Annotated in this window: 18 protein-coding genes; 12 read left to right on the top strand and 6 right to left on the bottom strand. The window is 60.6% G+C overall.

Features of this window, described 5'->3' with window-relative positions; translation table 11 throughout:
- Positions 1-18 precede the first annotated feature (18 nt).
- Positions 19-363 carry a pilin assembly protein gene (locus ACESMW_RS04135; protein WP_092004802.1) on the top strand — a complete coding sequence of 115 codons (345 nt, stop codon included), beginning with the start codon at positions 19-21 and terminating at the stop codon, positions 361-363.
- Between the two features lie 77 nt (positions 364-440).
- On the opposite strand, the gene ACESMW_RS04130 is transcribed toward ACESMW_RS04135, so the two are convergent.
- On the bottom strand, positions 441-674 hold the full coding sequence (locus ACESMW_RS04130) for a hypothetical protein (RefSeq protein WP_372985811.1): 234 nt from the start codon (positions 672-674) through the stop codon (positions 441-443).
- 103 nt (positions 675-777) lie between these two features.
- On the opposite strand from ACESMW_RS04130, the gene ppc reads away from it, so the two are divergent.
- The 5 genes from ppc to ACESMW_RS04105 all read left to right on the top strand — a co-directional run bounded on the left by ppc (position 778) and on the right by ACESMW_RS04105 (position 7,250).
- Positions 778-3,423, top strand: a complete 2,646-nt coding sequence (ppc, locus tag ACESMW_RS04125; protein ID WP_372985810.1) for a phosphoenolpyruvate carboxylase — start codon at positions 778-780, stop codon at positions 3,421-3,423.
- A 45-nt stretch (positions 3,424-3,468) separates the two neighbouring features.
- On the top strand, positions 3,469-4,839 hold the full coding sequence (locus ACESMW_RS04120) for an HDOD domain-containing protein (RefSeq protein ID WP_372985809.1): 1,371 nt from the start codon (positions 3,469-3,471) through the stop codon (positions 4,837-4,839).
- Positions 4,840-5,045: 206 nt separating this feature from the next.
- Entirely contained in the window at positions 5,046-5,699 is a 654-nt protein-coding gene (gene adk / locus ACESMW_RS04115) for an adenylate kinase (protein WP_372985808.1), read from the top strand.
- A gap of 30 nt (positions 5,700-5,729) precedes the next feature.
- Positions 5,730-6,428: a tRNA (adenosine(37)-N6)-threonylcarbamoyltransferase complex dimerization subunit type 1 TsaB gene (tsaB, locus tag ACESMW_RS04110; RefSeq protein WP_372985807.1), complete on the top strand. Its 699-nt coding sequence runs from the start codon at positions 5,730-5,732 to the stop codon at positions 6,426-6,428.
- Between the two features lie 3 nt (positions 6,429-6,431).
- Complete coding sequence (locus ACESMW_RS04105; protein WP_372985806.1) at positions 6,432-7,250, top strand: class I SAM-dependent methyltransferase; 819 nt, start codon at positions 6,432-6,434, stop codon at positions 7,248-7,250.
- Between the two features lie 5 nt (positions 7,251-7,255).
- On the opposite strand, the gene plsB is transcribed toward ACESMW_RS04105, so the two are convergent.
- Positions 7,256-9,727 carry a glycerol-3-phosphate 1-O-acyltransferase PlsB gene (gene plsB, locus ACESMW_RS04100; protein ID WP_372985805.1) on the bottom strand — a complete coding sequence of 824 codons (2,472 nt, stop codon included), beginning with the start codon at positions 9,725-9,727 and terminating at the stop codon, positions 7,256-7,258.
- Between the two features lie 140 nt (positions 9,728-9,867).
- On the opposite strand from plsB, the gene nudC reads away from it, so the two are divergent.
- Both nudC and murI read left to right on the top strand, forming a co-directional pair.
- Positions 9,868-10,695, top strand: coding sequence for an NAD(+) diphosphatase (gene nudC, locus ACESMW_RS04095; protein ID WP_372985804.1), 828 nt, complete (start codon positions 9,868-9,870; stop codon positions 10,693-10,695).
- On the top strand, positions 10,688-11,545 hold the full coding sequence (gene murI, locus ACESMW_RS04090; RefSeq protein ID WP_372985803.1) for a glutamate racemase: 858 nt from the start codon (positions 10,688-10,690) through the stop codon (positions 11,543-11,545). Before nudC ends, murI begins: the two co-directional genes overlap by 8 nt.
- Here the strand turns inward: murI and ACESMW_RS04085 are convergent.
- The 4 genes from ACESMW_RS04085 to ACESMW_RS04070 form a co-directional block, all read right to left on the bottom strand.
- On the bottom strand, positions 11,523-12,530 hold the full coding sequence (locus ACESMW_RS04085; protein ID WP_372985802.1) for a DUF2156 domain-containing protein: 1,008 nt from the start codon (positions 12,528-12,530) through the stop codon (positions 11,523-11,525). The two genes, murI and ACESMW_RS04085, sit on opposite strands and share 23 nt — an antisense overlap.
- A 42-nt stretch (positions 12,531-12,572) precedes the next feature.
- Positions 12,573-13,226, bottom strand: a complete 654-nt coding sequence (locus tag ACESMW_RS04080; protein ID WP_372985801.1) for a class I SAM-dependent methyltransferase — start codon at positions 13,224-13,226, stop codon at positions 12,573-12,575.
- Between the two features lie 231 nt (positions 13,227-13,457).
- Positions 13,458-15,632, bottom strand: a complete 2,175-nt coding sequence (locus tag ACESMW_RS04075; protein ID WP_372985800.1) for an EAL domain-containing protein — start codon at positions 15,630-15,632, stop codon at positions 13,458-13,460.
- Complete coding sequence (locus ACESMW_RS04070; RefSeq protein ID WP_372985799.1) at positions 15,629-17,635, bottom strand: HDOD domain-containing protein; 2,007 nt, start codon at positions 17,633-17,635, stop codon at positions 15,629-15,631. The genes ACESMW_RS04075 and ACESMW_RS04070 overlap by 4 nt, the downstream gene beginning before the upstream one ends.
- 207 nt (positions 17,636-17,842) lie before the next feature.
- Here ACESMW_RS04070 and ACESMW_RS04065 point away from each other — a divergent pair, with 207 nt between their 5' ends.
- From ACESMW_RS04065 to ACESMW_RS04050, 4 genes are all read left to right on the top strand, one after another.
- The gene (locus ACESMW_RS04065) at positions 17,843-19,156 is read left to right on the top strand and encodes a MinD/ParA family protein (RefSeq protein WP_372985798.1); all 1,314 of its coding nucleotides are present in this window, start codon (positions 17,843-17,845) and stop codon (positions 19,154-19,156) included.
- Between the two features lie 233 nt (positions 19,157-19,389).
- A complete protein-coding gene (locus tag ACESMW_RS04060) occupies positions 19,390-20,931 on the top strand; it encodes a fatty acyl-CoA reductase (protein ID WP_372985797.1) in 1,542 nt (513 codons plus the stop codon).
- 299 nt (positions 20,932-21,230) lie between these two features.
- Positions 21,231-23,180, top strand: coding sequence for an acetate--CoA ligase (acs, locus tag ACESMW_RS04055; protein ID WP_372985796.1), 1,950 nt, complete (start codon positions 21,231-21,233; stop codon positions 23,178-23,180).
- A gap of 39 nt (positions 23,181-23,219) precedes the next feature.
- The gene (locus tag ACESMW_RS04050) at positions 23,220-23,885 is read left to right on the top strand and encodes a LuxR C-terminal-related transcriptional regulator (RefSeq protein ID WP_113861070.1); all 666 of its coding nucleotides are present in this window, start codon (positions 23,220-23,222) and stop codon (positions 23,883-23,885) included.
- Positions 23,886-23,949: the final 64 nt, after the last annotated feature.

The raw sequence follows: 23,949 nt of genomic DNA, 5'->3' as shown, positions 1-23,949 counted from the left end.
TGCAGGAGTGAAGGCACCATGAAAATCAAAGATCTGGTCAACTACTGGGACAAGCATGCGCGGGGACGGCTGACCCGGGACGCCTACTTCATGGCGCTGTCTGACCAGCATCACAAGCGGCTCGAGAAACTTGCGGCACTTTATCCGATGAAGTCGCCACAGGACCTGATGCGGGACCTGATTTCCGCAGCCCTGGATGAGCTGGAAACCAGCTTTCCCTATGTGCAGGGTACCCGGGTGGTGGCTTACGATGAGGATGGGTTCGAGATCTACGAGGATCAGGGGCTGACACCGAAATTTGTCAGCCTGAGCCAGAAGCACATCCAGCGCCTCAAGGCCCGCCAGCTGGAATCCGTGGCCTGACCACAGGAAGACTTCCAGCCTGAATTGCCCTTCCGGAGTGGTGCCCTCACCACTCCGGCACGACTGCCTGCCCCCGTTTACTTATCCTTGCTTTCCAGCTTGTCCTTGATCGGGCTCTGACGGACCAGATCGTCCAGGGCGGCACCAATCATGTCATTCAAGATGTCGGCCTCGGTACGATCCGGGTACAGTTCTGCCAGGGCAGCGATCCTGGCGGCATCCTCCAGCGGCAAACGGAGGTTATAGTCGTGGGTACGCTCCACGGGCTCTTTTTCCTTCTCCCAATGCTTGGGAAGATCAGTCACTTTCATGAATACTCCTTGCGACCACAAGCGGTTACGCCAATAGACTTTCTCGGCTGATTCTTAGTATCGTAAGTTTACTTCGCCTCCGTCAATTCAAAAGGACCTCAATGTGACTGAGCTACATACGGATCTGCGCGAAAACGTACGAATGCTGGGCGAACTGCTGGGGCAGAGTATCCTGCGGTTTCCCGGCCGGGACTGCTACGACCTGATCGAGGAAATCCGGGCGGCGGCGAAAGCCGATCGCCGGCAGGAAAGCGGCTCCGGCCAGCGCCTGGTGAGCCTGCTGAGAAAGCTTGGTGATGATGAGCTGCTGCCGGTCACAAGGGCCTTCAACCAGTTTCTCAACCTGGCCAACCTGGCCGAGCAGTACCACGGCATCCGCCGCAAGCGTGGGCATCAGTCTGATCTGATGGTGGAATCCCTGGGGGAAGTCTTCGACCGGCTCAAATCCGGGGGCGTGCCCGCGGAGGAGCTGCATCGCCGGGTTGCAGACCTGCGTATCGAGTTCGTGCTCACCGCCCATCCCACCGAAGTGGCGCGCCGCACCCTGATCATGAAGTACGACGAGATGTCCGACTGCCTGTCCCAGCTGGATCATGACGATCTCATGCCGGCGGAACGAGACGAGATCGTCGCGCGATTGTCCCGGCTGATTGCCGAGGCCTGGCATACTGACGAGATCCGCCATGAGCGGCCGACCGCGGTGGATGAGGCCAAGTGGGGATTTGCCGTTATTGAGAACAGCCTCTGGCAGGCCCTGCCGGATTTTCTGCGCAGTCTTGATACCTCCCTGTCCGATGCCACCGGCAAGGGCTTGCCGTTACAGGTATCACCCATCCGTATTGCCTCCTGGATGGGCGGTGATCGGGATGGCAACCCGAACGTGACCCACGAGGTGACCCGCACGGTATTTCTGCTCGGTCGGTGGATGGCAGCGGATCTGTTTCTGCGGGACATCCAGTCACTGCGGGCGGAGCTTTCCATGTGGCAGGCCAGTGACGAACTGAAGGCAGTGGTCGGCGAGTCCCGGGAACCCTATCGCCAGGTGCTGGCGGACCTCCGGGAACGACTGGTGAAAACCCGTGACTGGGCCGAGGCGAAGGTGCATGGGCAATCGGCGGATGCCGAGGGCATCCTGTTCGAGAACGAGGATCTCACCGGACCGCTTGAGCTCTGTTACCGTTCTCTGATCGACTGCGGCCTGGAAACCATTGCCAACGGGCCCCTGCTGGACACCATCCGGCGCGCCCACACTTTCGGCCTGCCGCTGATCCGCCTGGACATCCGGCAGGAGGCCTCCCGCCACGCCGAGGCGGTGGCGGAGATGGTCGATTTCCTTGACCTAGGCGACTACACCAGCTGGACCGAGGACGAGCGCCAGGCCTTCCTGGTCAAGGAGCTCCAGGGCCGACGGCCGCTGGTGCCGAGGAGCTGGGAGCCATCGGACAACGTCCGGGAGGTTCTGGCGACTTGTGAAGTGGTGGCAGCGCAGACACCGGAAGCCCTCGGTTCCTACGTTATCTCCATGGCGAGTAAACCCTCGGACGTGCTGAGTGTGATCCTGCTGTTGCGGGAAGCGGGCATGAAGTTTCCGATGCGGGTGGTGCCCCTGTTCGAAACCCTGGATGACCTTCGGGGCGCGCCCGATGCCATGGCTGCCCTGTACGAGGTGGAGTGGTATCGGGAGTACTGCCAGGGTCGCCAGGAGGTGATGATCGGCTACTCTGATTCGTCCAAGGATGCCGGCCAGCTGATGGCCGCCTGGGCCCAGTACCAGGCCCAGGAAAAGCTGACCCACGTGGCCAGCCAGTACGGTGTCCATCTGACCCTGTTCCACGGCCGTGGGGGCACGGTCGGCCGCGGTGGTGGCCCCGCCAATCGCGCCATCCTGTCCCAGCCGCCGGGGTCGGTGAACGGCAGTTTCCGGATCACCGAGCAGGGCGAGATGATCCGTTTCAAGTTCGGCCTGCCGCGCCTGGCGGTACAGAGTCTGACCCTGTACAGCACGGCGGTGATCGAAGCGACCCTGGCGCCACCACCGGAACCCGAGGACAGCTGGCGCGGGACCATGGACTGGCTGACTGAACGTTCGCTGAAGGCCTACCGGGACGTCGTTCGTGAAAATCCGGACTTTGTGCCTTACTTCCGGCAGGTAACGCCCGAGCAGGCCCTTGGCAAGCTGGCTCTGGGTAGCCGCCCGGCAAGGCGCAAGCCCTCCGGCGGTGTCGAGAGCCTGCGCGCCATTCCCTGGATCTTCGCCTGGACCCAGATGCGGCTGATGTTGCCGAGCTGGCTGGGGAGCGATGTGGCGCTGGAGGAGGCCGCCCGGGAAAACCGGTTGCCGGAACTCCGGGAAATGATGCAGGGCTGGCCCTTCTTCCGGACCTATGTGGATATGCTGGAAATGGTGCTGGCCAAAGCCGACCTGCGGATTGCCAGCTATTATGAACAGACCCTGGTCGAGGACAGTAAATTACAGGCCCTGGGTGAGGGGCTGCGTGAGCGCCTTGCTGGCTGCATCAGGCGGGTACTGGAGCTGAAGGAACAGCAGGAGTTGCTGGAGCAGGAGCCGGTCTTTGCCCATTCCATGAGAGTGCGCAATCCCTATACCGACCCCCTGCATTACCTCCAGGCCGAGCTTTTGAGGCGCGACCGGGAAAGTGAAGGTAAAGGCGAGGTGCCGGAAATGGTGGAGCGGGCCCTGAAAGTGACAATGGCCGGCATCTCGGCCGGTATGCGGAACACCGGCTGACCGGGTGCCCGCCATCTGCCAGACACAGACATAGGAGTACCGGGTGTGGCGCTTGCTGCCAAGCTGGAGCAGTATCTGAGTGAACAGGGGCTGGCCTATCGGGAGCTGGCCATCGAGCCCGTCCCGAACCTGGATGCGGCGGTGATTGCCTCGGGCAGGTCCCAGCATGATTTTGTCCAGGCCACGCTGTTGATCGATATCGACGGGGTGGTCATGGCGGTTCACCGGTTCGACAGCGCCCTGGATATTCCGGCGGTACAACAGTTGACCGGGCGCCGGCTTCAGCCTCTGACCGCCCGCCAGAGCAGGCGGCTTTTCGAGGACTGCGAGCCGGGATTCGTGCCGCCGGTCGGCTTTGCCTACCGGGTCCCGGTGCTGGTCGATGAGGATGTCGTGAATGGGCAGCCGGTGCTGTTTTCCGGGGGGCGTAACGATGCCTTGATCGAGATTGAAGGGGAGACCCTGAAAATCCTGCTGGCGGATGCTTTCCGGGCCCGACTGGTAATTCACGGTCAGGGTGGCAGTGACCGCGGGGCGCTGACCCTGGACGAAGTTGCCGGCAAGTTGCGGAATATCTACCGGCTTCCGCCGATGCCGGCGCTGGCCCCGCAGATCCTTTCTATGGCAACCAGTGAAGGTGCGGTCGCCGAAGACCTGGCGGACGTCATCGAGCTGGATCCCAGCCTGACTGCGCAGATCCTGCGTTACGCCCGATCCGGGCTGTTCGAGACCTCCGGCGAGACCGAAACCGTGCGCCAGGCCGTAACCCGGGTTCTGGGTGTCGACCGGGTGGCCCATATTGTCCAGGGCAGTGCCCTGGTCGGTGGCTTCGGCATTCCCAGGGATGGCATCCTGGGCATGCAGGCATTCTGGTCCCACGCCCTTTACTGCGGGTTCCTGTGTCAGCGGATTGCACCTCGTTGTGGCGTCGACCGGGATATGGCTTACCTGTGCGGTTTGCTTCACAACTTCGGTCTGCTGCTGCTTGGGTATCTGTTCCCGGCAGAGTTCGAGGAGCTCAGTCGACTGCGGGAGAGCAATCCCGAAGCCAGCATGAAGGCCCTCGAACAACAGGTGTTCGGGCATGGTGACGAGGAAGGTGAGCTGGCGGTGGGCCATGGTGCCATTGGCGGCCTTTTCCACCGTTTCTGGCAGTTACCCGAGCCGGTCATCAAGGCCGCCGGCATGCATCAGTACCAGGGCTACACCGGTGAGCATGAAACCTATGTGCTGATCGTGCAGCTGGCTAACGGACTGCTGAAATCCAGGGGAATCGGGGATGAGTTCAACGAGGATAATGTCCCGGTACTGCTCGGCTCTCTGGGCCTGAGACAGGACGCGGTATACGACTTCGAGAAGGACATCGACAGCCTGTCCCCCGACCTTGACGCACTGACCTCTTCCCGCCCATCCTGATTGCCTCCCGGTGCCTGCGACAGTCTGACGCTGCTGCTTTTCGGTGCATGATACTGAGGTCGACTTTCTATGGGCAGGCTGACTTCGTATAATGCGCGTTCGCCGTTCCGGGCGTACATCTGTACCGCTCAGAGAGGTTGTCGCAAAGGCAGGGGTTTTTGCCACAGCTTTTCAAACGATAATGACTAAAACGGGAGCACAGCGTTATGCGAATCATCATGTTAGGCGCGCCAGGCGCAGGCAAGGGGACTCAGGCACAGTTCATCACTGAGCGCTTTGATATTCCCCAGATTTCCACTGGCGACATGCTGCGGGCCGCGGTCAAGTCCGGTTCCGAGCTGGGTAACCAGGTCAAGGAAGTCATGGCTTCCGGTGGACTGGTCTCCGACGACATCATCATCGCCCTGATCGAAGAGCGTATCCAGCAGCCGGATTGCAAAAACGGCTTCCTGCTGGATGGTTTCCCGCGCACCATTCCCCAGGCCGAAGCATTGAAGGACCAGGGCATTGCCATTGACTACGTGGTCGAGATTGCTGTGGATGACGAGGAAATCGTCAGCCGCCTGTCTGGCCGTCGCGTCCACGAGGGCAGTGGTCGTATCTATCACGTGAAATACGATCCGCCCAAGGTGGAAGGCAAGGACGACGAAACCGGCGAGCCGCTGGTTCAGCGCGAGGACGACCAGGAAGAAACCGTTCGCAAGCGCCTGAAAATCTATCACGAGCAGACCGCTCCGCTGGTGGGCTTCTACCAGGACTGGGCCGAGAAGAATCCCTCCGCTGCACCCAAGTACGTGCGTGTGGAAGGCGTTGGCAGCCTGGACAGCATCCGCGACCAGATCCTGTCCCAGCTCCAGTAATCCATTATTGACGTCGAGGCATTCACTGCCGTGAAACTGCTGGCACTGGATACGTCATCAGAGGGCTGCTCCGCAGCCCTTCTTGTTGATGGCGAGATAACCGAGCGATTCGAGATTGCTCCCCGTGGCCATACCCGGCTGCTCATGCCCATGGTGCGGGAACTGCTTGCAGAGAAGGACCTGGTGCCCGCGGACCTGGATGCCCTTGCGTTTGCCTGCGGGCCGGGTTCTTTCACCGGCTTGAGGATTGCCACCGGCGTGGTCCAGGGCCTGGCATGGGGCCTCAACCTTCCTGTGGTTCCGGTTTCCTCTCTCGCTGCCGTGGCCTATGGCGCCATGGAGAACTTCAATGTCGCCGAGGGCGATGCTGTGGCCGTGGCTTTCGATGCTCGCATGGGCGAAGTCTACTGGGGCTGTTATCGCTGCAACGAGGGATTGCCCGAGTTGCTGGGCGAGGAAAGGGTCTGTCCGCCGGAGGCGGTTAGCCTGACTGGGGAGGCCGGGCACTGGTATGGTGCCGGGCCCGGCTGGCAGTTCCGGGACCAGATGCCGGCAGAAGTGTCAGGCCCGATGGTGTCCGTGGCGCCGGAGCTGCTGTTGCGCGCCAGTTGGGTGGCGCGTCTTGCCGAGAAACCGGCGGTAGAAGGCCACACCGTGTCCGCCGAACAGGCGCAACCCGTCTACATCCGTGATGAGGTGGCCTGGAAAAAGCTGCCCGGCCGCGAGTAGCCTGTGGCCACTTCCCGTCCTGACCTTTCATCCTTCTCCCTCGCGATTGCCCGTAGCCCCCTGGGTGATCACACCCGGGGCGGGGAACTCTGCGAACGCCTGGGTGTTCCCTATCTTGGGGTAGTTCGCCCCCGTGATGTCGCCGATGTGCCGGTACTGCTTTTCCTGGATGAGCAGGGGCTCTGCCTCCAGCTGACCGGGAAAGGCGCGCCGGGTCCGGTCCGGGTCGAGTTCGTTTCCGGCAAAATGGGGTATCGGCGTGAGCATGGTGGCGGAGCCGGCCAGCTGGTTGCCCGGGCCGTGGGCCTGCAGAAGACCAAAGCCAGGCTTCACGTGCTGGATGCGACCGCGGGCCTGGGTCAGGATGCCTTTGTCCTGGCCAGCCTCGGGTGCGAGGTGACCCTGTTTGAACGTAACCCCGTCATCCATGCGTTGCTGGAGGATGGCCTGGCACGCGCCGCACTCAACGTCGAGTGCGCACCGATCGTCGCCAGGATGACCCTGGCCGCCGGAAGCAGTATCGATTGGTTGCGCCAGGCGGACGGTGGATCAGTGGATGTGGTCTATCTGGACCCCATGTTCCCGCACCGGGACAAATCAGCCCGGGTGAAGAAGGAAATGGAGGTGTTCCGGCAAATCGTGGGCGATGACGAGGACGCCTCCGAATTGCTCGAGGCAGCCATGAAAGTCGCCACTTACCGGGTGGTGGTCAAGCGCCCCCGCAAGGCGCCCGCCATCGACGGTCCTGAGCCCAGCACCCGGGTGGAAGGCAAGAGCAGCCGCTACGATATCTACGCCATCAAGGCGCTGCCGGCGGCCTGAGCGGGTCAGGCGCCGAGCATGGTGACCTGCTGGATGGCCTGGCGCTTCTCCACGCTCAGCACCAGGCGGGCATCGTCCGCCACTTCCTCCAGTCCCTCGCCATAGTTGATCAGGCCGTTGTCATCGGTGGTGATGACGCCGTTCTCCTGCATGTTGGCAATGAAGTTCCGGAACAGGGTCTTGTCGAAGAATTCCGGCGCGTTCAGGCCGAACAGGATCGACATGCGCTCGGCCAGCAGGGTGCTCTGTTCCTCTAGCTCCGCCGCGCTGATCTTGCCTGAGCCATACTTGCGCAGGATGCCCAGGGCGATGTGGTAACGCTCCAGGGTCTGGATGATGAACCGGGACAGCACCCGTAACCGCAACATGGCTTCGGTGCCTTCCTCGGGGCGGCCAATGCGATCGTCCTCCAGGGCTTCCAGCAGCCCCTGGTCCACCAGGATATCAATCCAGTGATTGATGACGCCCTCCACCTCGTCGGCGGAATACTTCAGGAACAGTTCGGACTGCAGGTAGGGGTAGGCCACGGTCGCCAGGAACACGATCTTGTCCCGGCGCAGGGAGTCCTTGTTCTCGAACAGGCTGGCGACCAGCGAGGGCAGGGCAAACAGGTGCTGGATATTGTTCCGGTAGTAGGTCATCAGGATGGCATTGCTGCCCTCGAGCGCAATGATGTCGCCCAGCTTCTGGGGCTGTCGGGTAACCAGGCCCATGTCCTCACAATAGGCGACCCAGTCCTTGCCCGACCCTTCCGGCAGGGTAACGGTTTCAGCGTAAGGGAAGGCTTTCAGCAGGCCGGCGTACTGGTCCATCAGGCGGATCAGCTGGCCCTCGTCCATGGCCAGACGATCCGTTCCCAGCAGAACGGTGGCCGTCATGCCGATGGGATTGACGGCCACCGACGCGTTGATATTTGAAGCCACCCGGAGCGAGAGCTGGTCAACCGCAGTAGTCAGCCAGGCCGGCCGGTACTCGGCATCGTAGGCCTCCTGGCGCCAGCTCTCGTGCACATCGTCAAGGACATCGGACAGGTGAATCGCGTCACCGAAGTTCACCGCAACCCGCCCGAAGGAGTTGGTGAGCTTGCGGACGGTCTTGGCCAGCCCGAACACGCTCTCTTTCTGCTTCTTCTTGCCACGCAGTTCGCCCAGGTAGGAACGGCCTTCCATGACCTTTTCATAGCCGATGTAGACCGGCACGAAGACGATGGGCTTGCGGTGATCCCGCAGGAAACTGCGGACCGTCATGGAGAGCATGCCCGGACGGGGTGGCAGCATGCGTCCGGTCCGGCTACGGCCACCTTCCACGAAATATTCCACCGAGTAACCCCGGGAGAACATCACGTGCATGTATTCGTTGAACACCGTGGCATACAGCGGGTTGTCCCGGAACGAGCGACGCATGAAGAAGGCGCCGCCCCGACGCAGGATCGGCCCGACGACGGGCATGTTCAGGTTGATGCCGGCAGCAATGTGCGGAGGCATCAGGCCGTTCTTGTACAGTACGTAGGACAGCAGCAGGTAATCGATGTGGGAGCGGTGGCAGGGCACATAAACCACGGCGTTGTCCTGGGCCACTTCCTTGGCGACCTTGACGTTGTTCACGGCGATGCCGTTGTAGATACGGTTCCAGAGCCAGGACAGCACCACTTCCAGGAAGCGTATGGTCACGATGGACATGCTGGCGGCGATTTCATCCGCATACTTGTAGGCCTTGGCCCGCACTTTCTCCGGCGGGATGTCGTCCCTGGCGGCGGTTTCGCGGATCGCTTCCTTTACCGCCTGGGTGCGCACCAGCCCTTCTACCAGGGTACGGCGATGGGACAGGTCCGGCCCGAGCACGGCCTGGCGCACCCGGCGGAAATGCGTGCGCAGCAGTCGGGCCAGCTTGCGGTTGGCCCGTTCCTCACTGTGCCGGTATTCATCAATCACCTGCTTGAGGGACAGCGGCTGGTTGAACTGCACGTAGGTATTGCGCCCGTGCACCATGATGATCAGGAACTTCTGCAGGCGCCCGGCCACCGACCAGGTGTCGGAGAGCAGCAGCTTGACCAGGGATTTCTCCTTGTCCGGAGACCGGCCCCAGAACATGGACACCGGCACAATCTGCACGTCCCGGTCCGGATGCTCCAGGCCGTAGCGGACCAGTGACTTGAACTCGTTGGTGGGTACTGGTGTCTGGCGACCGCCGCTGAACAGGCCACCGATGCGACGATAAAGGAAGAAAAACGAATGGGAGGGGCCATTCTTTACCGGCAGTGACTCGGTTGCACCCGGCAGCCCGGCGCGGATGACCTCCTGTTCCAGTACCAGCCGGCTCGACAGGGAGCTGTACTGGAGCACGTAACACACCGGCCTGTCCGGATCGAGGCCCAGGGATTCGGCACTGTTTCCGCTGACGTCTGTCCGTACCCACAAGAACAGGATCTTGCGGAGAATGGTCAGAATCAGGCTGCGAATGCCCTGGTAAAGTCGCATAAAATGATGCTCCGGTGACTGAAAACAGGCGCTAAGTTTACTTGGTTGCGTACGGTGCGGAAAGTCGGCCCGCGATTCTTGGCACTTGCCGCAATGTGGTACATTTCTCCATCACCGTTTTCTGTAAAGCGACCATTTGGATGAACTATTCAGACACAGACTGGAAACCCGGCTGGACTATCGCCGGGCCGGAGCCGCGGGATCTGGTACTGCTGGTTTCCGGAGCCCATATCCTCAAGCCCCAAGAAGGCTGGCTGGTAAGCCGGGATGACCCCCGGCTCGTCGGTGTCGATGCCGATGCGGTGGCCCTGGGTTCCATCCGTGAACGGGCAGTCTATGTGACCGAGGTGCCGGAAGATACCGCGGGTTTCGAACTGGTTAACCTCCGGGAGGCGATCCTGATGCGGGAGGATGTCCCCACGGCGCTGGTGAGCACAGGGTTCCAGGTCTGGCAGTGGTGGCGGGATCACCGTTTCTGTGGCCGCTGCGGCGGGGAGACCGGGTTCCATCCCCGCGAGCGCGCGAAGTGGTGCGAAACCTGCAACATCCCCTGGTATCCACGGCTTGCGCCCTGTGTGATCGTGGTCATTCGCCGGGATGATCGCTTTCTGCTGGCGAAGAATTCAAGGGTCAAGCGTCATTTCTACAGCCTGATCGCCGGTTTCGTGGAACCCGGGGAGGGTCTGGAGGAGGCGGTGGCCAGGGAGGTCATGGAGGAAACCGGTCTGGCCGTCACCAACGTGCGCTATTGTGAATCCCAGCCCTGGCCGTTCCCCCACCAGCTCATGGTCGGCTTCTTCGCCGACTACGCCGGTGGTGAACTGGTACTCCAGGAGGACGAGTTGTCCGATGCCGGCTGGTACCGCCCCGGTGATACACCGCCGGTGCCTCCACAGACCACCATTGCCGGCCGGCTGATCCGGCTCATGGAGCAGGAGATAACCGTGGCAGGAGGATCCCGTGACTGACGCCCCGGCGCCGTGCATCCTGGTATTCGATTCCGGCGTGGGTGGGCTGAGCGTTGCCCGGTGCATCCACGAGACCCTGCCGGGTGCCGAGCTGGTCTACCTGGCGGACAATGCCGGCTTCCCTTACGGCGATCAGCCGGAACCGGTGGTGATCGAACGCTGTACCACCCTGATTCGCCGGGCGCTTGGGGAAATACCCTGTGACGTGGTGGTGGTGGCCTGTAACACCGCCAGTACCGTGGTTCTGCCCCGATTGCGGGCGCTGATTGATGTGCCGGTGGTGGGGGTGGTTCCGGCGATCAAACCCGCAGCCGGGCGGACAGCCAATCGCAGGATCGGTGTTCTGGCGACCCCGGCCACGGTCCGCCGTCGCTACCTGGACCGGCTGATCGATGAGTTTGCGGGTGATTGCCAGGTAGTGCGGGTCGGGCACCCGGCCCTGGTGCGCTGGGCCGAGCAGCTGGTGCGGGGGATTCCGGTGCCGGAGGCTGAACTGCGGGAGGTGCTCGCTCCCCTGAAACGGTCAGGGGTGGATACCGTGGTGCTTGGCTGCACCCATTACCCGCTGCTGCTGAATGCGTTGAAAACCGCGTTGCCGGAGGTCCGGCACTGGGTGGATTCGGGTGACGCCATCGCCAGGAGGGTGAAGTTTCTGCTCGGTGAGACCGGCCGGGATCTGGAGGCCATCACCGAAGGTGAGCATCCCGAGCCTGTCCGTGCGGTGTTGCTGTCTGGAGATACACCCCACGGACTGGTGGACTTCATGGCATCGTCAGACCTGGCGGTGCGGCGAATGGATGAACGCTGGGGTGGGCTGGCGGACCCGGTCAAATCAACCGGGTCAGTTTGAACATGGCCAGAAATTCCATGGCGGGGATGGCCCGGCGGTGGCAGCAGTAGGTCTTGAAGACCTCGCCCCGGAATCGTGACTTTGTGAACTCCAGCCCCTTGAAATTGTAGAGAAAGTTTCCTTTCTCGTACACCAGGTGCAGCAGGCGTTTGAGCAGCCGGCTTTCCTGTTGTTCGGTGGTGGGGTCCAGTGACAGCGGAATCAGCCCCAGATCCAGATAGGGCACACCCTCGGCCCTGAACACTTCCATGGCGTGGGCCATCAGCGTGTAGAAAATGCCCTGGCGGAAATCGGCATTGGCCCGGGAGATGTTGGGTACGTAGCTGATGATCTCGTTGTTCCGGTAGATCGGGTCGAAGTAGATGAACCCCACCGCCTTGCCATCCTGGTAGGCATAGAAGTGCCGTTCATTCTCCCGGTATGACATCTCCATCGGCCGGATCAGGAAGCGGATTTCGTTGCTTTTGCATTTCCGGGTGCGGATCCAGGCTTCGGAGATCTCCCGTGTGTGGTCGTCGCTGAAACGCTCCTTCACGGTAATCCCGTTCTTCTGTGCCTGGTTCAGGGCCGTGCGCAGTATCTGCTTTTTCTTGCCGCTGAGATTCCAGCGGGACAGGTCTATGCGGGATTCGCTGCCGAACTGGGTACCGAACAGGCCAAAGCGCTGGTGCAGGAAATCCACGACCGGTCGTGACACCTGGATGTAGCTGGCATTGGGGTAGCGCTCGTGAAACCGGTCCAGGATCTCCCCAAAGTTCTCCGGGGCACAGACCGGATCGGACAAAACAAAGGTGCCGCCCCATTTGCGCATGAACGCGATGTAGCCGAGGCCCGGCAGATCAAAGAAACGCATGCCCGGCTGCAGGGTTGAAAAGGACTGGGAGTGGGTGCCGTACTTCTTCAGGTAGCTCACCCGTTCGGCAAAACTGAAGTTCCCGCTGTCCAGTTCGCGGGCGCTGTCCAGTGCAAGAATCTGATCCGTCATGTCTCTGCTCCGGGGTTATTGTTCTTGGGCAATGTTTTGGAGTCAGGCCTGCTTGCGCCCGAGGATGGACCAGTAGCAGTCCATGTTCAGGAGCTTGAAGTGTTTCTTGTCGGTGACCTCAAGGCCCAGCCGCTGCATGTGTTCCGGGTAGTTGTAGATCTTGTGGAAAGCGTTGTTGGCAAACAGCCAGAACACGAACACGGCCATGTACCAATAAAGCTTCTTGAACAGGCGGGAGAACAGGTTGCCGGTGGGGTAGCAGAAGTCGCCCACCACCACCCGGGCGTTTGCCTTGCCCAGGCGGATCAGATGCTCCAGAACCTTCACCATCATGTCTTCGTCGAATACGTTGAGGAAGAAGTTGGCGACGACCATGTCGTACTGCTCGAACTCCTCGACCTTCATGATGTCGCTGTGAATCCGCCGGATACTCAGGTGCGGTGCCTCCTCCTGCTGGGCTTCGGCAAACTTGCGCAGCATGGTTTCGGACAGGTCGACCACGGTGACGTCGGCGCCAAGTTCGGCGGCCCGGATTGCGTCCCGGCCGTGGCCGACACCGGCAAACAGGATGCGGTCGCCCGGACGGACGGTTTCCACGTCCAGCATGGCGGTCTTGCAGCGATGTATGTTCTTGCCGCTGTAGAGGTTGCTCAGAAAATCGTAGACGGGGCCGATGTATTTGTACTTGTCGCGCATGATCACTGCTGCCTGTACCTGTTCGGGGGATGCTGAAGCGTTATTGTCTTTGTTGACCCTGATTTCGTAACAGGGAGTTCCGTTTCAGCGCCTTGAGCTTCGAGAGTAGAGAACAGGTGGGGGGAATTATGTGCAGTACTGCGCATTTCCGGATACACAAAGTAACGCAACGCAACACTTTGCAAACCCGGTCAAGATTTATGTTAGGAGTGTCGGACAATAAATTGGGCGTCAGAAGGAGACCGCTTTGACGGACCTCTCTTCCAGCGCCTTGAAAACCTCCTGTGCCGGTCGGGCGGGCCCGTAGAAGAAGCCCTGAACCTGGTGGCAGCCCAGGTTGCGCAAATACGAAAGCTGCTCGTCGGTCTCCACGCCTTCGGCGACGATTTCCAGCTTCAGGCCATGGGCCATGGCAACGATCGCGTTGACGATGCAGGCCCCGTCCTCGCCGCTGCGAATGGCCCGGACAAAGGACTGGTCGACCTTTAGGGTATGGATGGGCAGCCGGTGCAGGTAATTGAGGGAGGAATAGCCCGTGCCGAAATCGTCGATGGCGATGCGCACACCGACGGTCGCCAGTTCACGCAGCTTGTGGCTGATCTGGTCAAGATCACTCATGATCACGTTTTCAGTGATCTCGATCTCCAGGTTGTCCGGTGGGAAGTGCTGCTTGGTCATCCGCCCGACAAGATTGTCCACGAAGCGGGGATGCTCCACCTGGGTCGGGGAGAGATTCACCGCCAGGCGCAGGTCCGGATGGCCGTTGCGGATCCAGTCACCGACATCCCGAAAGGCCCGGTCCATGACCCATTCGCTGAGTTGGACGATGAGCTTGGTTTCCTCGGCCAGCGGCAGGAAATCGCCGGGATACAGAAGGCCGCGCTCCGGGTGCTGCCACCGCACCAGTGCTTCGAGACCAACGATACGGTTGCTCCTGGAACAGACCTGGGGCTGGTAGAAAACCCGGAGTTCGTCACGCTCCAGGGCCAGGCGAAGATCCCGCTCCAGGTTCAGCCGGTTGGCAGTATCCACGCTCATGGTCTGGGAGTAGAACCGGTAGCCATCCTTGCCGCGCCCTTTGACGTGGTACATGGCGATGTCGGCGCTCTGGATCAGCTGATCCAGGTTCTCACCTGCCTCGGGGTAAATCGCGATCCCGATGCTGACACCCACGAACACCTCGTGCTCGCCCAGCTGGAACGGGGCCTGAAGCGCCCGGATCAGCTTTCGGGCGATCTGCCGGGCGTCGTCATTATCATGGATCGCCGGCAGCAGCAGGGTGAATTCGTCCCCGCCAAAGCGGGACAGGGTGTCCCCCTTGCGCAGGCATTTCTCCAGCCGCTGGGTAACCGCCTGGAGCAGGCGGTCACCCATGGCGTGGCCGAGGGTGTCGTTGATGATCTTGAAGCGATCAAGATCCAGGAACATTACCGCCAGTTTTTCGTTGCCCCGCCGGGCCTGGGCGATCGCCAGTTCCAGGCGGTCCTTGAACAGGGCGCGGTTGGGCAGACGGGTCAGCAGGTCGTGATAGGCCTGAAAATTGATGAACGCCTCGGCCTCCTTGCGTTCGGTCACATCCCGGGCCGTGCCATAGTACCGGGCGGATTTGGGGGTTGCACCGATCTGGCTGTCACCGGTGTGAGGCCAGGTCTGGGGATCGATCGGAAAGGCCGTGATTTCAAAATGACGGGTAGCCTGCTGACTGCCACGTGTTTTGAGTCGTACTTCCAGTGTCCGCGGGTTGTCCGCGGTGATGTTGGCCCCTTTGAGGGCGTAGGTCCCCTTGGACACGTCCCGGTCGTCGAGGATCTGCCGGAAGTGCTGGCCGCAGAGTTCCTCTGGCTGATAGCCAAGCAGGGATTCCACCTTGCTGTTGATGAAGCAGATATAGCCCTCCTCATCGAGCATGAACACGATGTCCGGGGAGGTGTTGACGATATAACGGTGCAAGGCTTCGGACTTCTCCAGCCGCACCTGGATATGTTCGTGTGCCCGCATGAGGGATTGCTTGTTGATGACGCTCTCGACGGTGGCCAGTAGTTCTTCGGGGTCAAAGGGTTTACGGATGTAATCCAGCGCGCCCCGGCGCAGCGCACGGCTGACCGCCGCAAACGAACTCTCGCCGCTGACGACAATGGTGCCGCAGTCCGGTTGCTTGCCGGTCAGCTGCGCCATGACGTCGAAACCGTCCACGCCGGGCATTCGAAGGTCAAGCAATGCGAGGTCAAATGAGTGTTGATCAATCAGTTCGCAGGCGCGCTCTCCACCTTCGGCTTCGGTTACCTCGTAGCCCTGGCTGCGCAGCAGAGACGCAAGCGAGCTCAGAAGCCGGGGCTCATCGTCCACTACCAGGAGCCTGGCCGGTAAACCCTGGCTGGAGGGCTGATCAGCGTGTTCAGGTTTCATTGGTCGGTACCCGTCGGTTTGTCATCAGGCGTTTTCTTTTTCTGGAACGTTGCCGGGAGCAGGACTCGGAAAGTGGTTCCGTCCCGCCCCGTACGACAAGCGATGATGCCGTCCATGTCATCAACGAGTTGCTTCACAATGCTCAGGCCCAAACCACTGTGGCCGTCTCCCTTTGTGGTTTTCACCGGCGCGAACAGTTTGTCCCTGACTGCTTCCGGGATGCCAGCGCCGGTGTCGGATATTTCAAGCTCGACCCAGGTTCTCTGGTTTTGCCAGACCGGGGCCGAGGTTCGCAAAGTCACGGTGCCACCGCTTTCCGGTAATGCCTCGGCGGCATTGCGCAGCAGGTTGATAATGACCTGCCGGAGAGCCGAGGCCGGACCGTGAACCAGGGCCGGGTTGTCGGTCAGATCCAGCCTGAGCCGGCGTTTGCCGTCATCAAACAGGCTGTCCTCGACAATGCGGCTGAGGCTGTCCAGCTCGTCATTGAGCGAGATGCCGCCGGCGTGTTCGGGGCCCGGCTCTTTCTGACCCATCTGTTGCAGCAGGTCGCCCGCCCGGTCCAGTTCCTCGCGGATGATGTCCAGCTCCTGGTGCACGTCGGGATCATCGAGCCGGTTTCGTAACTGGTAGATGTACTGGCGGATGATGGTCAGCGGATTATTGACTTCGTGAACCTGCTTGCGGAGCTGCTGGCGGTCGAGCTCCTGCTGGAGATTCTCTGCGGCCCCGGTAATCTGCCCGGAGGATTGGCGGTTGGCGAGGAGTTGGCCGAGCCGGTGACTGAACAGGCTCGCCAGTTCCAGCGTGCTGTCCTGTCTGGTTTCATCGGAGCCCAGTGCAAAAACGCCGGCGCATCCGCTGCCGGCGTTGACCGGTATGGCTACCATTGAGGGCGTTCGCAGCAGGGAGAGCAACTGGCGGTCGAGTACCGTGCGGTTGCGACCGACGAGTCTGACCGGGCTGCCGGTATTGAAGGCCTCGGTCAGGGCGCTGCCGCCCGGATTGGGAGAAATCGTGAGCTCCGGAGTGTCGGTTCCCGTCCCCGCGACCAGTGCGAGGAACTCGTCCCTGGGTACGAAACAGAGTGTGGGAGATCCGGTGATCAGTCCCAGGTTGTTCGCGGCCTCGGCAAGCAGGCCCTCCGGAGTTTGTCCCGGTTCTGCAAAGTCCAGGGCCTGGTTGACGATGGCCTGCCACAGAATCGCCTCTTGCAGTTCCCGGGTTGCTTGCTCGCCGTCATAGTTGTCATCCAGGGCAATCCCGAGGGAACTGGCGATGCCGGCCACTTCGTGGGCGATACGCCGGTTGATCTCCCGGGTCAGCTCTTCGCTGAGGCCGAAGACGGTGCCGGCGGCGGCAATGCCCGCCGCATCGGACAGGGCGAGCCGGGTAGCCAGGCTGATCAGCTTGACCAGGTGGCCAGCGTCCCGCGACTCCTCCGGAGCGGCCTGTTGATAGCGCATGGCGTCCGCGGCCATGGGTCCCAGGCCCCAGGCACTGACCAGGTCAGCGGCAACGTCGGACTGGTTGTTCAGGTAATGCTGGCGGACATCCGGAGCGCGGGTTTTGATAGCAACCAGTTCGCCGATGTTATGAAGCACGCCGAGCATGAATGCTTCTTCGGGGTAGGGATAGCCGGTGAGCGTCGCCAGGGCCCGGGCCGTCAGCGCGGTAGTCAGGGAATGGCGCCAGAAATCACGGATTTGCTGCCAGTCGTCATTGCCAAGCCCGAATTGAAGCTGGTTCAGCGCTGCTGTCAGCACCAGGCTGCGTAACCGTTGCGGACCAAGACGGACCAGGGCCTGCTCGATGGATCGGATGCGGCCTTCGTGGGATTCTGTGGCCAGGTTGGCGAGGGAGAGAACGCGGCCAACGAGTGCGGTATCGGCGGAGATGATGTCACTGATGGTCTGGAAACTGGCGTCGTCATGACAAGCCTCGAGCGCCCGCAGCGTCACCTCCGGGAGACTCGGTAGCTGTAGATCTGGCGCTAGTTCCATAGGCATGCCTTGCCGAACCCTGATCAGACGTCGTTTCCTGACGCCGGTTTCATTCTTGTTATCCGAAAATCCTAAACAATCGCTTTCGGTTATTAAATGCTCTTTGTTGTTTTAATGAGCAATATATTATCTCATCTGTGATATGTGTAGACTTTTTACAGGTTAGTTTGTTATTCGCTGTTTTCCCAGGGACGAGAACACATTCAGATGGCCCTTGATCCGGATACCGACAAGCATGATTCGAACCAGCCTCACACGGTTGCCATTGCGGGGGGCGCGGGTGGAGTAGGAAAAACCTCCGTGGCGTTGAACCTGGCCCTGGCCCTGGCGAGGCAGGGTAAACGGGTGTTGTTGCTGGACGGTGACACCGGGCTCTCCAGTCTCACTGCACGCTTGGGGCTGGGGACAGGCAAGGGTTTTTCGGGGGTGTTTGAAGCACAATTCGGTCTGGAAGAGGCCCTGGTGACCTCGGACTATGACCTCAATATCCTGCCTGGGGCAGCCGACCTGCACCAGTGCCTGGACATGGATCAGCGGGAGGCCATGACTGCCCTGGAGGCACTGGACGATCTTGAGCACCGCTATGACTATGTGCTCGTGGATACCGGCAGCGGCACGGATCTTCCCGGGCTGCACATGGTGGCCAGCGCGGCACTGGCCTGCCTGGTGGTGACGCCGGATCCCGAGTCCCTGAAACAGGTGTTTTCACTGGTCCGGAATCTGAGAAAGCGCGGTTACCGGCGGGTGCCAAGCGTGGTCGTTAACATGGCATCGGGAGCCAGTCAGGCGCAGTCGATTTTCCAGCGGCTGGACGGTGCCGTCGGGCGTCACCTGGGGGATTCCCTGCATTATCTCGGCGCGGTCTGGCGCGATGAAACCCTGCGCCAGTCGGTAGTGACCGGTGTCCCGGTGGCAACGTTGCCGGTATCCGATCCTTCCTGCCGCCAGTTCCATACCCTCGCTGACATGCTGGACGTCCGGCTTTCCCGATTGCCACCGGAAAAATCGGGAATGGCGGGTTACTGGCAGTCGGTTCTTCGGCGCCGGCACAGAACCGGACTGCAGCATCAGGAGGAGACGGTCGAGCGCCCCCGGAGCGAGCAGGAACGTCTCTCGGCCGCCATGGATGAGCTGGATGCGATACTCGGCCAGCGCCTGGACCCCATGCTGCGTTATGAGGCATTCAACCGTTTTTTTGCACTGCTGGGGCGCAACCTGGATGCCGATAGCATCGAGTTTATCCAGACCGGCCTGGCCGCCATGCCCTGGGAGAAAATGCCGCCCGATGACCGACAACATATGGCCACGCATTTAAGGCATCTGGCGGACCAGATTGCGCCCCCGGAAGATGAAAACCCCAAACCGGCCGCCGTGCCTGCGGAAGCTCCCGAACCCTTGTTTGACCGCATCAGCCTTGGTGAGCAGGAGCGTCTGGTGCGGGCTCTGAGGGAACAGCCGGCGGACGTTTCTATTGATCAGTTGCTCCGTGCCCTTGCCAGTCACGGTACAGACCGCTTCTGAACCGCACTTCGAATGTGCCTCTTTTTATGTCATTTCATTTGTACTTTTTTTGTGTCGTAATTTTGCGGTTTGTCACCGTGTTGTCACGGAGATTGTGCAAACATTGACCGCAGAAATGGGCGTGGTGGCCCGTAATATGCAACCCATCCGGTGAAAGGGTGGATATGATCCGGGGCCACTGCCCGGCAGGTATCGATCCGGCTAACCAGCTCAGTCAGAGAAGGAGTTCGTTCATGGCAACACCACAAATCACCCCCGAAGCATCTTCATCGAAGGTACTCGATGCACTGCGCGGAAAGCAGGTTCTGGTTACCGGTACCACCGGTTTTCTGGGTAAGGTTGTCCTGGAGAAGTTGATCCGGACAGTGCCGGATATTGGTGGCATACACCTGCTCATTCGGGGAAACAAACGCCACCCGGATGCCCGGAGCCGGTTCCTGAATGAAATTGCCACCTCGTCCGTGTTCGAGCGCCTGCGTGCCGAGGATTCCGAAGGATTTGAAACCTTCGTTGAGGACAAGATCCATTGTGTCACCGGAGAAGTGACCGAGCCCCGCTTCGGCTTGCCCCTCAAGGATTTCAACGCCCTGTCCTCCGGCCTGGATGCGGTGATCAACTCTGCCGCGAGTGTGAATTTCCGCGAGGAGCTCGACAAGGCCCTGGCAATCAACACTCTTTGCCTGGACAACATTGCCGGACTGGCGCTCAGCAACCCGGAGCTGGCAGTGATTCAGGTCTCTACCTGTTACGTGAACGGGATGAATGCGGGGCAGGTGACCGAATCCATTATCAAGCCTGCCGGCGACGCGATCCCCCGCAGTGAAAACGGCTATTTTGAAATCGGCGAGCTGGTCAACCTGCTCGAAGACAAGATTGCGGACGTGCGCTCGCGCTATTCCGGCAGGTTGCTGGAAAAGAAACTGGTGGAGCTGGGTATCCGGGAAGCCAATCGTTATGGCTGGAGTGACACGTACACCTTCACCAAGTGGCTGGGCGAGCAACGACTGATGAAAGCGCTGGCGGGTCGTGCGCTGACCATCGTTCGCCCGTCCATCATCGAGAGCGCGCTGGAAGAGCCGGCGCCAGGCTGGATTGAAGGTGTGAAGGTGGCGGATGCCATTATCCTGGCCTATGCCCGCGAGAAGGTGACCCTGTTCCCGGGCAAGCGCGCCGGTGTCATCGATGTCATTCCGGTGGATCTTGTTGCCAATGCCATCATCCTGGGGCTGGCCGAGGCGCTGTCCGAGCAGGCAGAGCATCGCATCTACCAATGCTGCAGCGGCAGTTCCAATCCGATTTCCCTGGGCGAGTTCATCGACCACCTGATGGCGGAGTCGAAGAGCAACTATGCCGAGTACGACCAGTTGTTCTATCGCCAGCCGAAAAAGCCTTTTGTGGCGGTGAATCGCAAGCTGTTCGACACCGTGGTTGGCGGTGTTCGTATCCCGCTGAGGCTGACGGACCGGGTGCTCAAGCTGCTGGGCCACACCCGGGAACTGAAGATGCTCCGGAACCTGGACACCACCCGTTCGCTGGCGACCATCTTCGGCTTCTACACGGCTCCGGATTATATTTTCCGGAACGGTGAACTCATGGCTCTGTCAGCCCGCATGGGCGGTCTGGATCAGGCGCTGTTCCCGGTGGACGCCCGCCAGATTGACTGGTCGATGTACCTGCGCAAGATCCATCTCGCTGGCCTCAACCGTTATGCGCTCAAGGAGCGAAAACTGTACAGCCTGCGTGCGGCCCGCGACCGCAAAAAGAAAGCGGCCTGATCCGTCCGGGCATCCGGGTCCGGTCGCAATGATCGGATCCGGCCATTTTTACTGGCGATTTTCCTGTCTCGGACTATCCTCAAGATAGCCACTCAGTTTGTGTTTTTTCCAGCCGTTTCTTGCAGTTTGCCGTCAGTTTGGGACTAAAAGTGCAGGCACATTAGGACGTTAGTCTAATTCATTGTGTGGTGGCACACATGTTGAACTACGACTATCCGTCTTCTGGGCCGGAGAGGCCCGATCGCTCTGTTTTTAAAAACCGACAATGACAACAGACTCTAACTAAAAGGGGGAGCACAATGACTGATAAACAGCTATATCCGGTAAGCCCGGAAGTGGCCGAACGGGCCCTGGTGACCCGGGAACAGTACGACGAAATGTATCGTCAGTCAGTCGAAGACCCGGATACCTTCTGGGGCGAACACGGTAAGCGGATTGACTGGATCAAGCCTTTCACCAAGGTCAAGAACACCTCTTACGACTACAACAACTTGTCCATCAAGTGGTTCGAGGATGGTGTCCTGAACGCCTCCGCCAACTGCCTGGACCGTCACCTGGCGGATCGCGGCGACCAGACTGCGATCATTTTCGAGGGTGATGATCCTTCCGAATCCCGCAACGTCACCTACCGTGAACTGTACGAAGAGACCTGCAAGTTCGCCAACGTGCTGAAAGATCAGGGCGTCAAGAAAGGTGATGTGGTTACCATCTACATGCCGATGATCGTGGAAACCGCGGTTGCCATGCTGGCCTGTGCCCGTATCGGCGCGATCCACTCCGTGGTCTTCGGTGGGTTCTCACCGGAAGCACTGGCGGCCCGGGTCGTCAACGGCAAATCCCGTTTCGTTATTACCGCTGACGAAGGCCTGCGTGGTGGCCGTGCGATCCCCCTGAAGAAGAACGTGGATTCCGCACTCAAGCATGAAGAAAACGCCAACGTCGACAAGGTGATCGTTGTCACCCGCACCGGCAACAAGGAAGTACCCTGGAACGAAGGCCGTGACCTGCGTTACGAGGACCTGATGAAGTCCGCCTCCACCGAGTGCGAGCCCGAGCCGATGAATGCGGAGGATCCGCTGTTCATGCTGTACACCTCCGGCTCTACCGGCGCTCCGAAGGGCGTCCTGCACACCACCGGTGGTTACATGGTTTACACTTCCATGACCCACCAGTACGTGTTCGACTACCATGACGGTGATGTCTACTGGTGTACCGCCGACTTCGGTTGGGTGACCGGTCACAGCTACATCCTGTACGGCCCGCTGGCCAACGGTGCCATCACCCTGCTGTTCGAGGGTGTGCCCAACTACCCGGACAGCTCCCGTATGGGTCAGGTGGTCGACAAGCACAAGGTCAACATCCTGTATACTGCCCCGACCGCCATCCGTGCACTGATGGCCCAGGGCGAGTCCTGCATGGACGGTACTACCCGCGAAAGCCTGAAATTGCTGGGTTCCGTGGGCGAACCGATCAACCCGGAAGCCTGGGAGTGGTACCACCGCGTTATCGGCAACAGCAAGTGCCCGATCGTGGACACCTGGTGGCAGACCGAGACCGGCGGCATCCTGATTTCTCCGCTGCCCGGTGCCGTGGACCTCAAGCCGGGTTCCGCGACCCTGCCGTTCTTCGGTGTCCAGCCGGCGCTGGTGGATAACGAAGGCAACATCCTGGAAGGCAAGACCGAGGGTAACCTTGTTATCCTGGACAGCTGGCCGGGCCAGATGCGCACCATCTTCGGTGACCACGAGCGTTTCATTCAGACCTACTTCAGCACCTACAAGGGCATGTACTTCACCGGTGACGGTGCCCGTCGTGATGAGGACGGTTACTACTGGATCACCGGCCGTGTCGACGACGTGCTGAACGTGTCCGGTCACCGCCTGGGTACCGCCGAAGTCGAAAGCGCACTGGTTGCCCATGACAAGGTGGCGGAAGCTGCCGTGGTCGGCTATCCGCACGACATCAAGGGTCAGGGCATCTATGTCTATGTCACCCTGGTGCAGGGCGAGGAGCCCAGCGAAGAGCTGAAGAAAGAACTGGTCCAGTGGGTACGCAAGGAGATCGGTCCGATCGCTTCTCCGGACGTGATCCAGTGGGCGCCTGGACTGCCGAAGACTCGTTCTGGCAAGATTATGCGTCGGATTTTGCGTAAGATTGCCGCTAACGAGCATGATCAGCTGGGCGATACCTCTACTCTGGCAGACCCGGGTGTAGTGGACGAGCTGATCAGCAGCCGGGCGTTCAAGTAACGCCGGCTGTCAGCCAATAACCTGTGAGGAATCTGTTGAATGACACAAACAATTATCGTCGCTGATGATCACCCGCTGTTCCGAGCAGCATTGAAGCAGGCGGTCAGTCAGGCGGTGCCGGATGCCAAGACGGTTGAAGTCGACAGCATCAAGTCACTGCAGGCGGCGGTAGAGTCGCACCCGGACGCGGATCTGGTTCTGCTGGACCTGAACATGCCGGGTGCCCACGGCTTCTCCGGGCTCGTGTTCATGCGCGGGCAGTATCCGGGCCTGCCGGTGGTGGTTGTGTCAGGATCGGAGGAGCTGCAGGTGATGCGTCGTTCGATCGACTACGGGGCGTCCGGCTTCATTCCGAAGTCGGCGCCGCTGCCGACCATTACCGAGGCGATTCAGGCGGTCCTGGAAGGGGATGTCTGGCTGCCGGAGGGAGTGGCAGAGAAGATCGAACGGATGCAGTCCGAGTCGACGGATTTCTCCGAGCGCCTGGCGTCCCTGACGCCACAGCAGTTCCGGGTGCTGGGTATGCTGGCCGAGGGGCTTCTGAACAAACAGATCGCCTACGATCTGGATGTCTCTGAGGCGACCATCAAGGCCCATATCACGGCGGTATTCCGGAAGCTGGGGGTTCGTAACCGGACCCAGGCAGTGATCGCGATCCAGCAGATGGAAATCGATCCTTCGGATCAGTCGCTTTCCGGTGGCTGATTGAAGTTGGGGTCAGATGAAAACTTTCATCTGACCCCGGGTTTGACCTGAAAACGGGAGCCTT

Origin of the sequence: Marinobacter sp., assembly GCF_041690455.1 — a bacterium.
Lineage (GTDB): Bacteria > Pseudomonadota > Gammaproteobacteria > Pseudomonadales > Oleiphilaceae > Marinobacter.
This window is presented reverse-complemented; position numbering and strand designations above follow the sequence as displayed.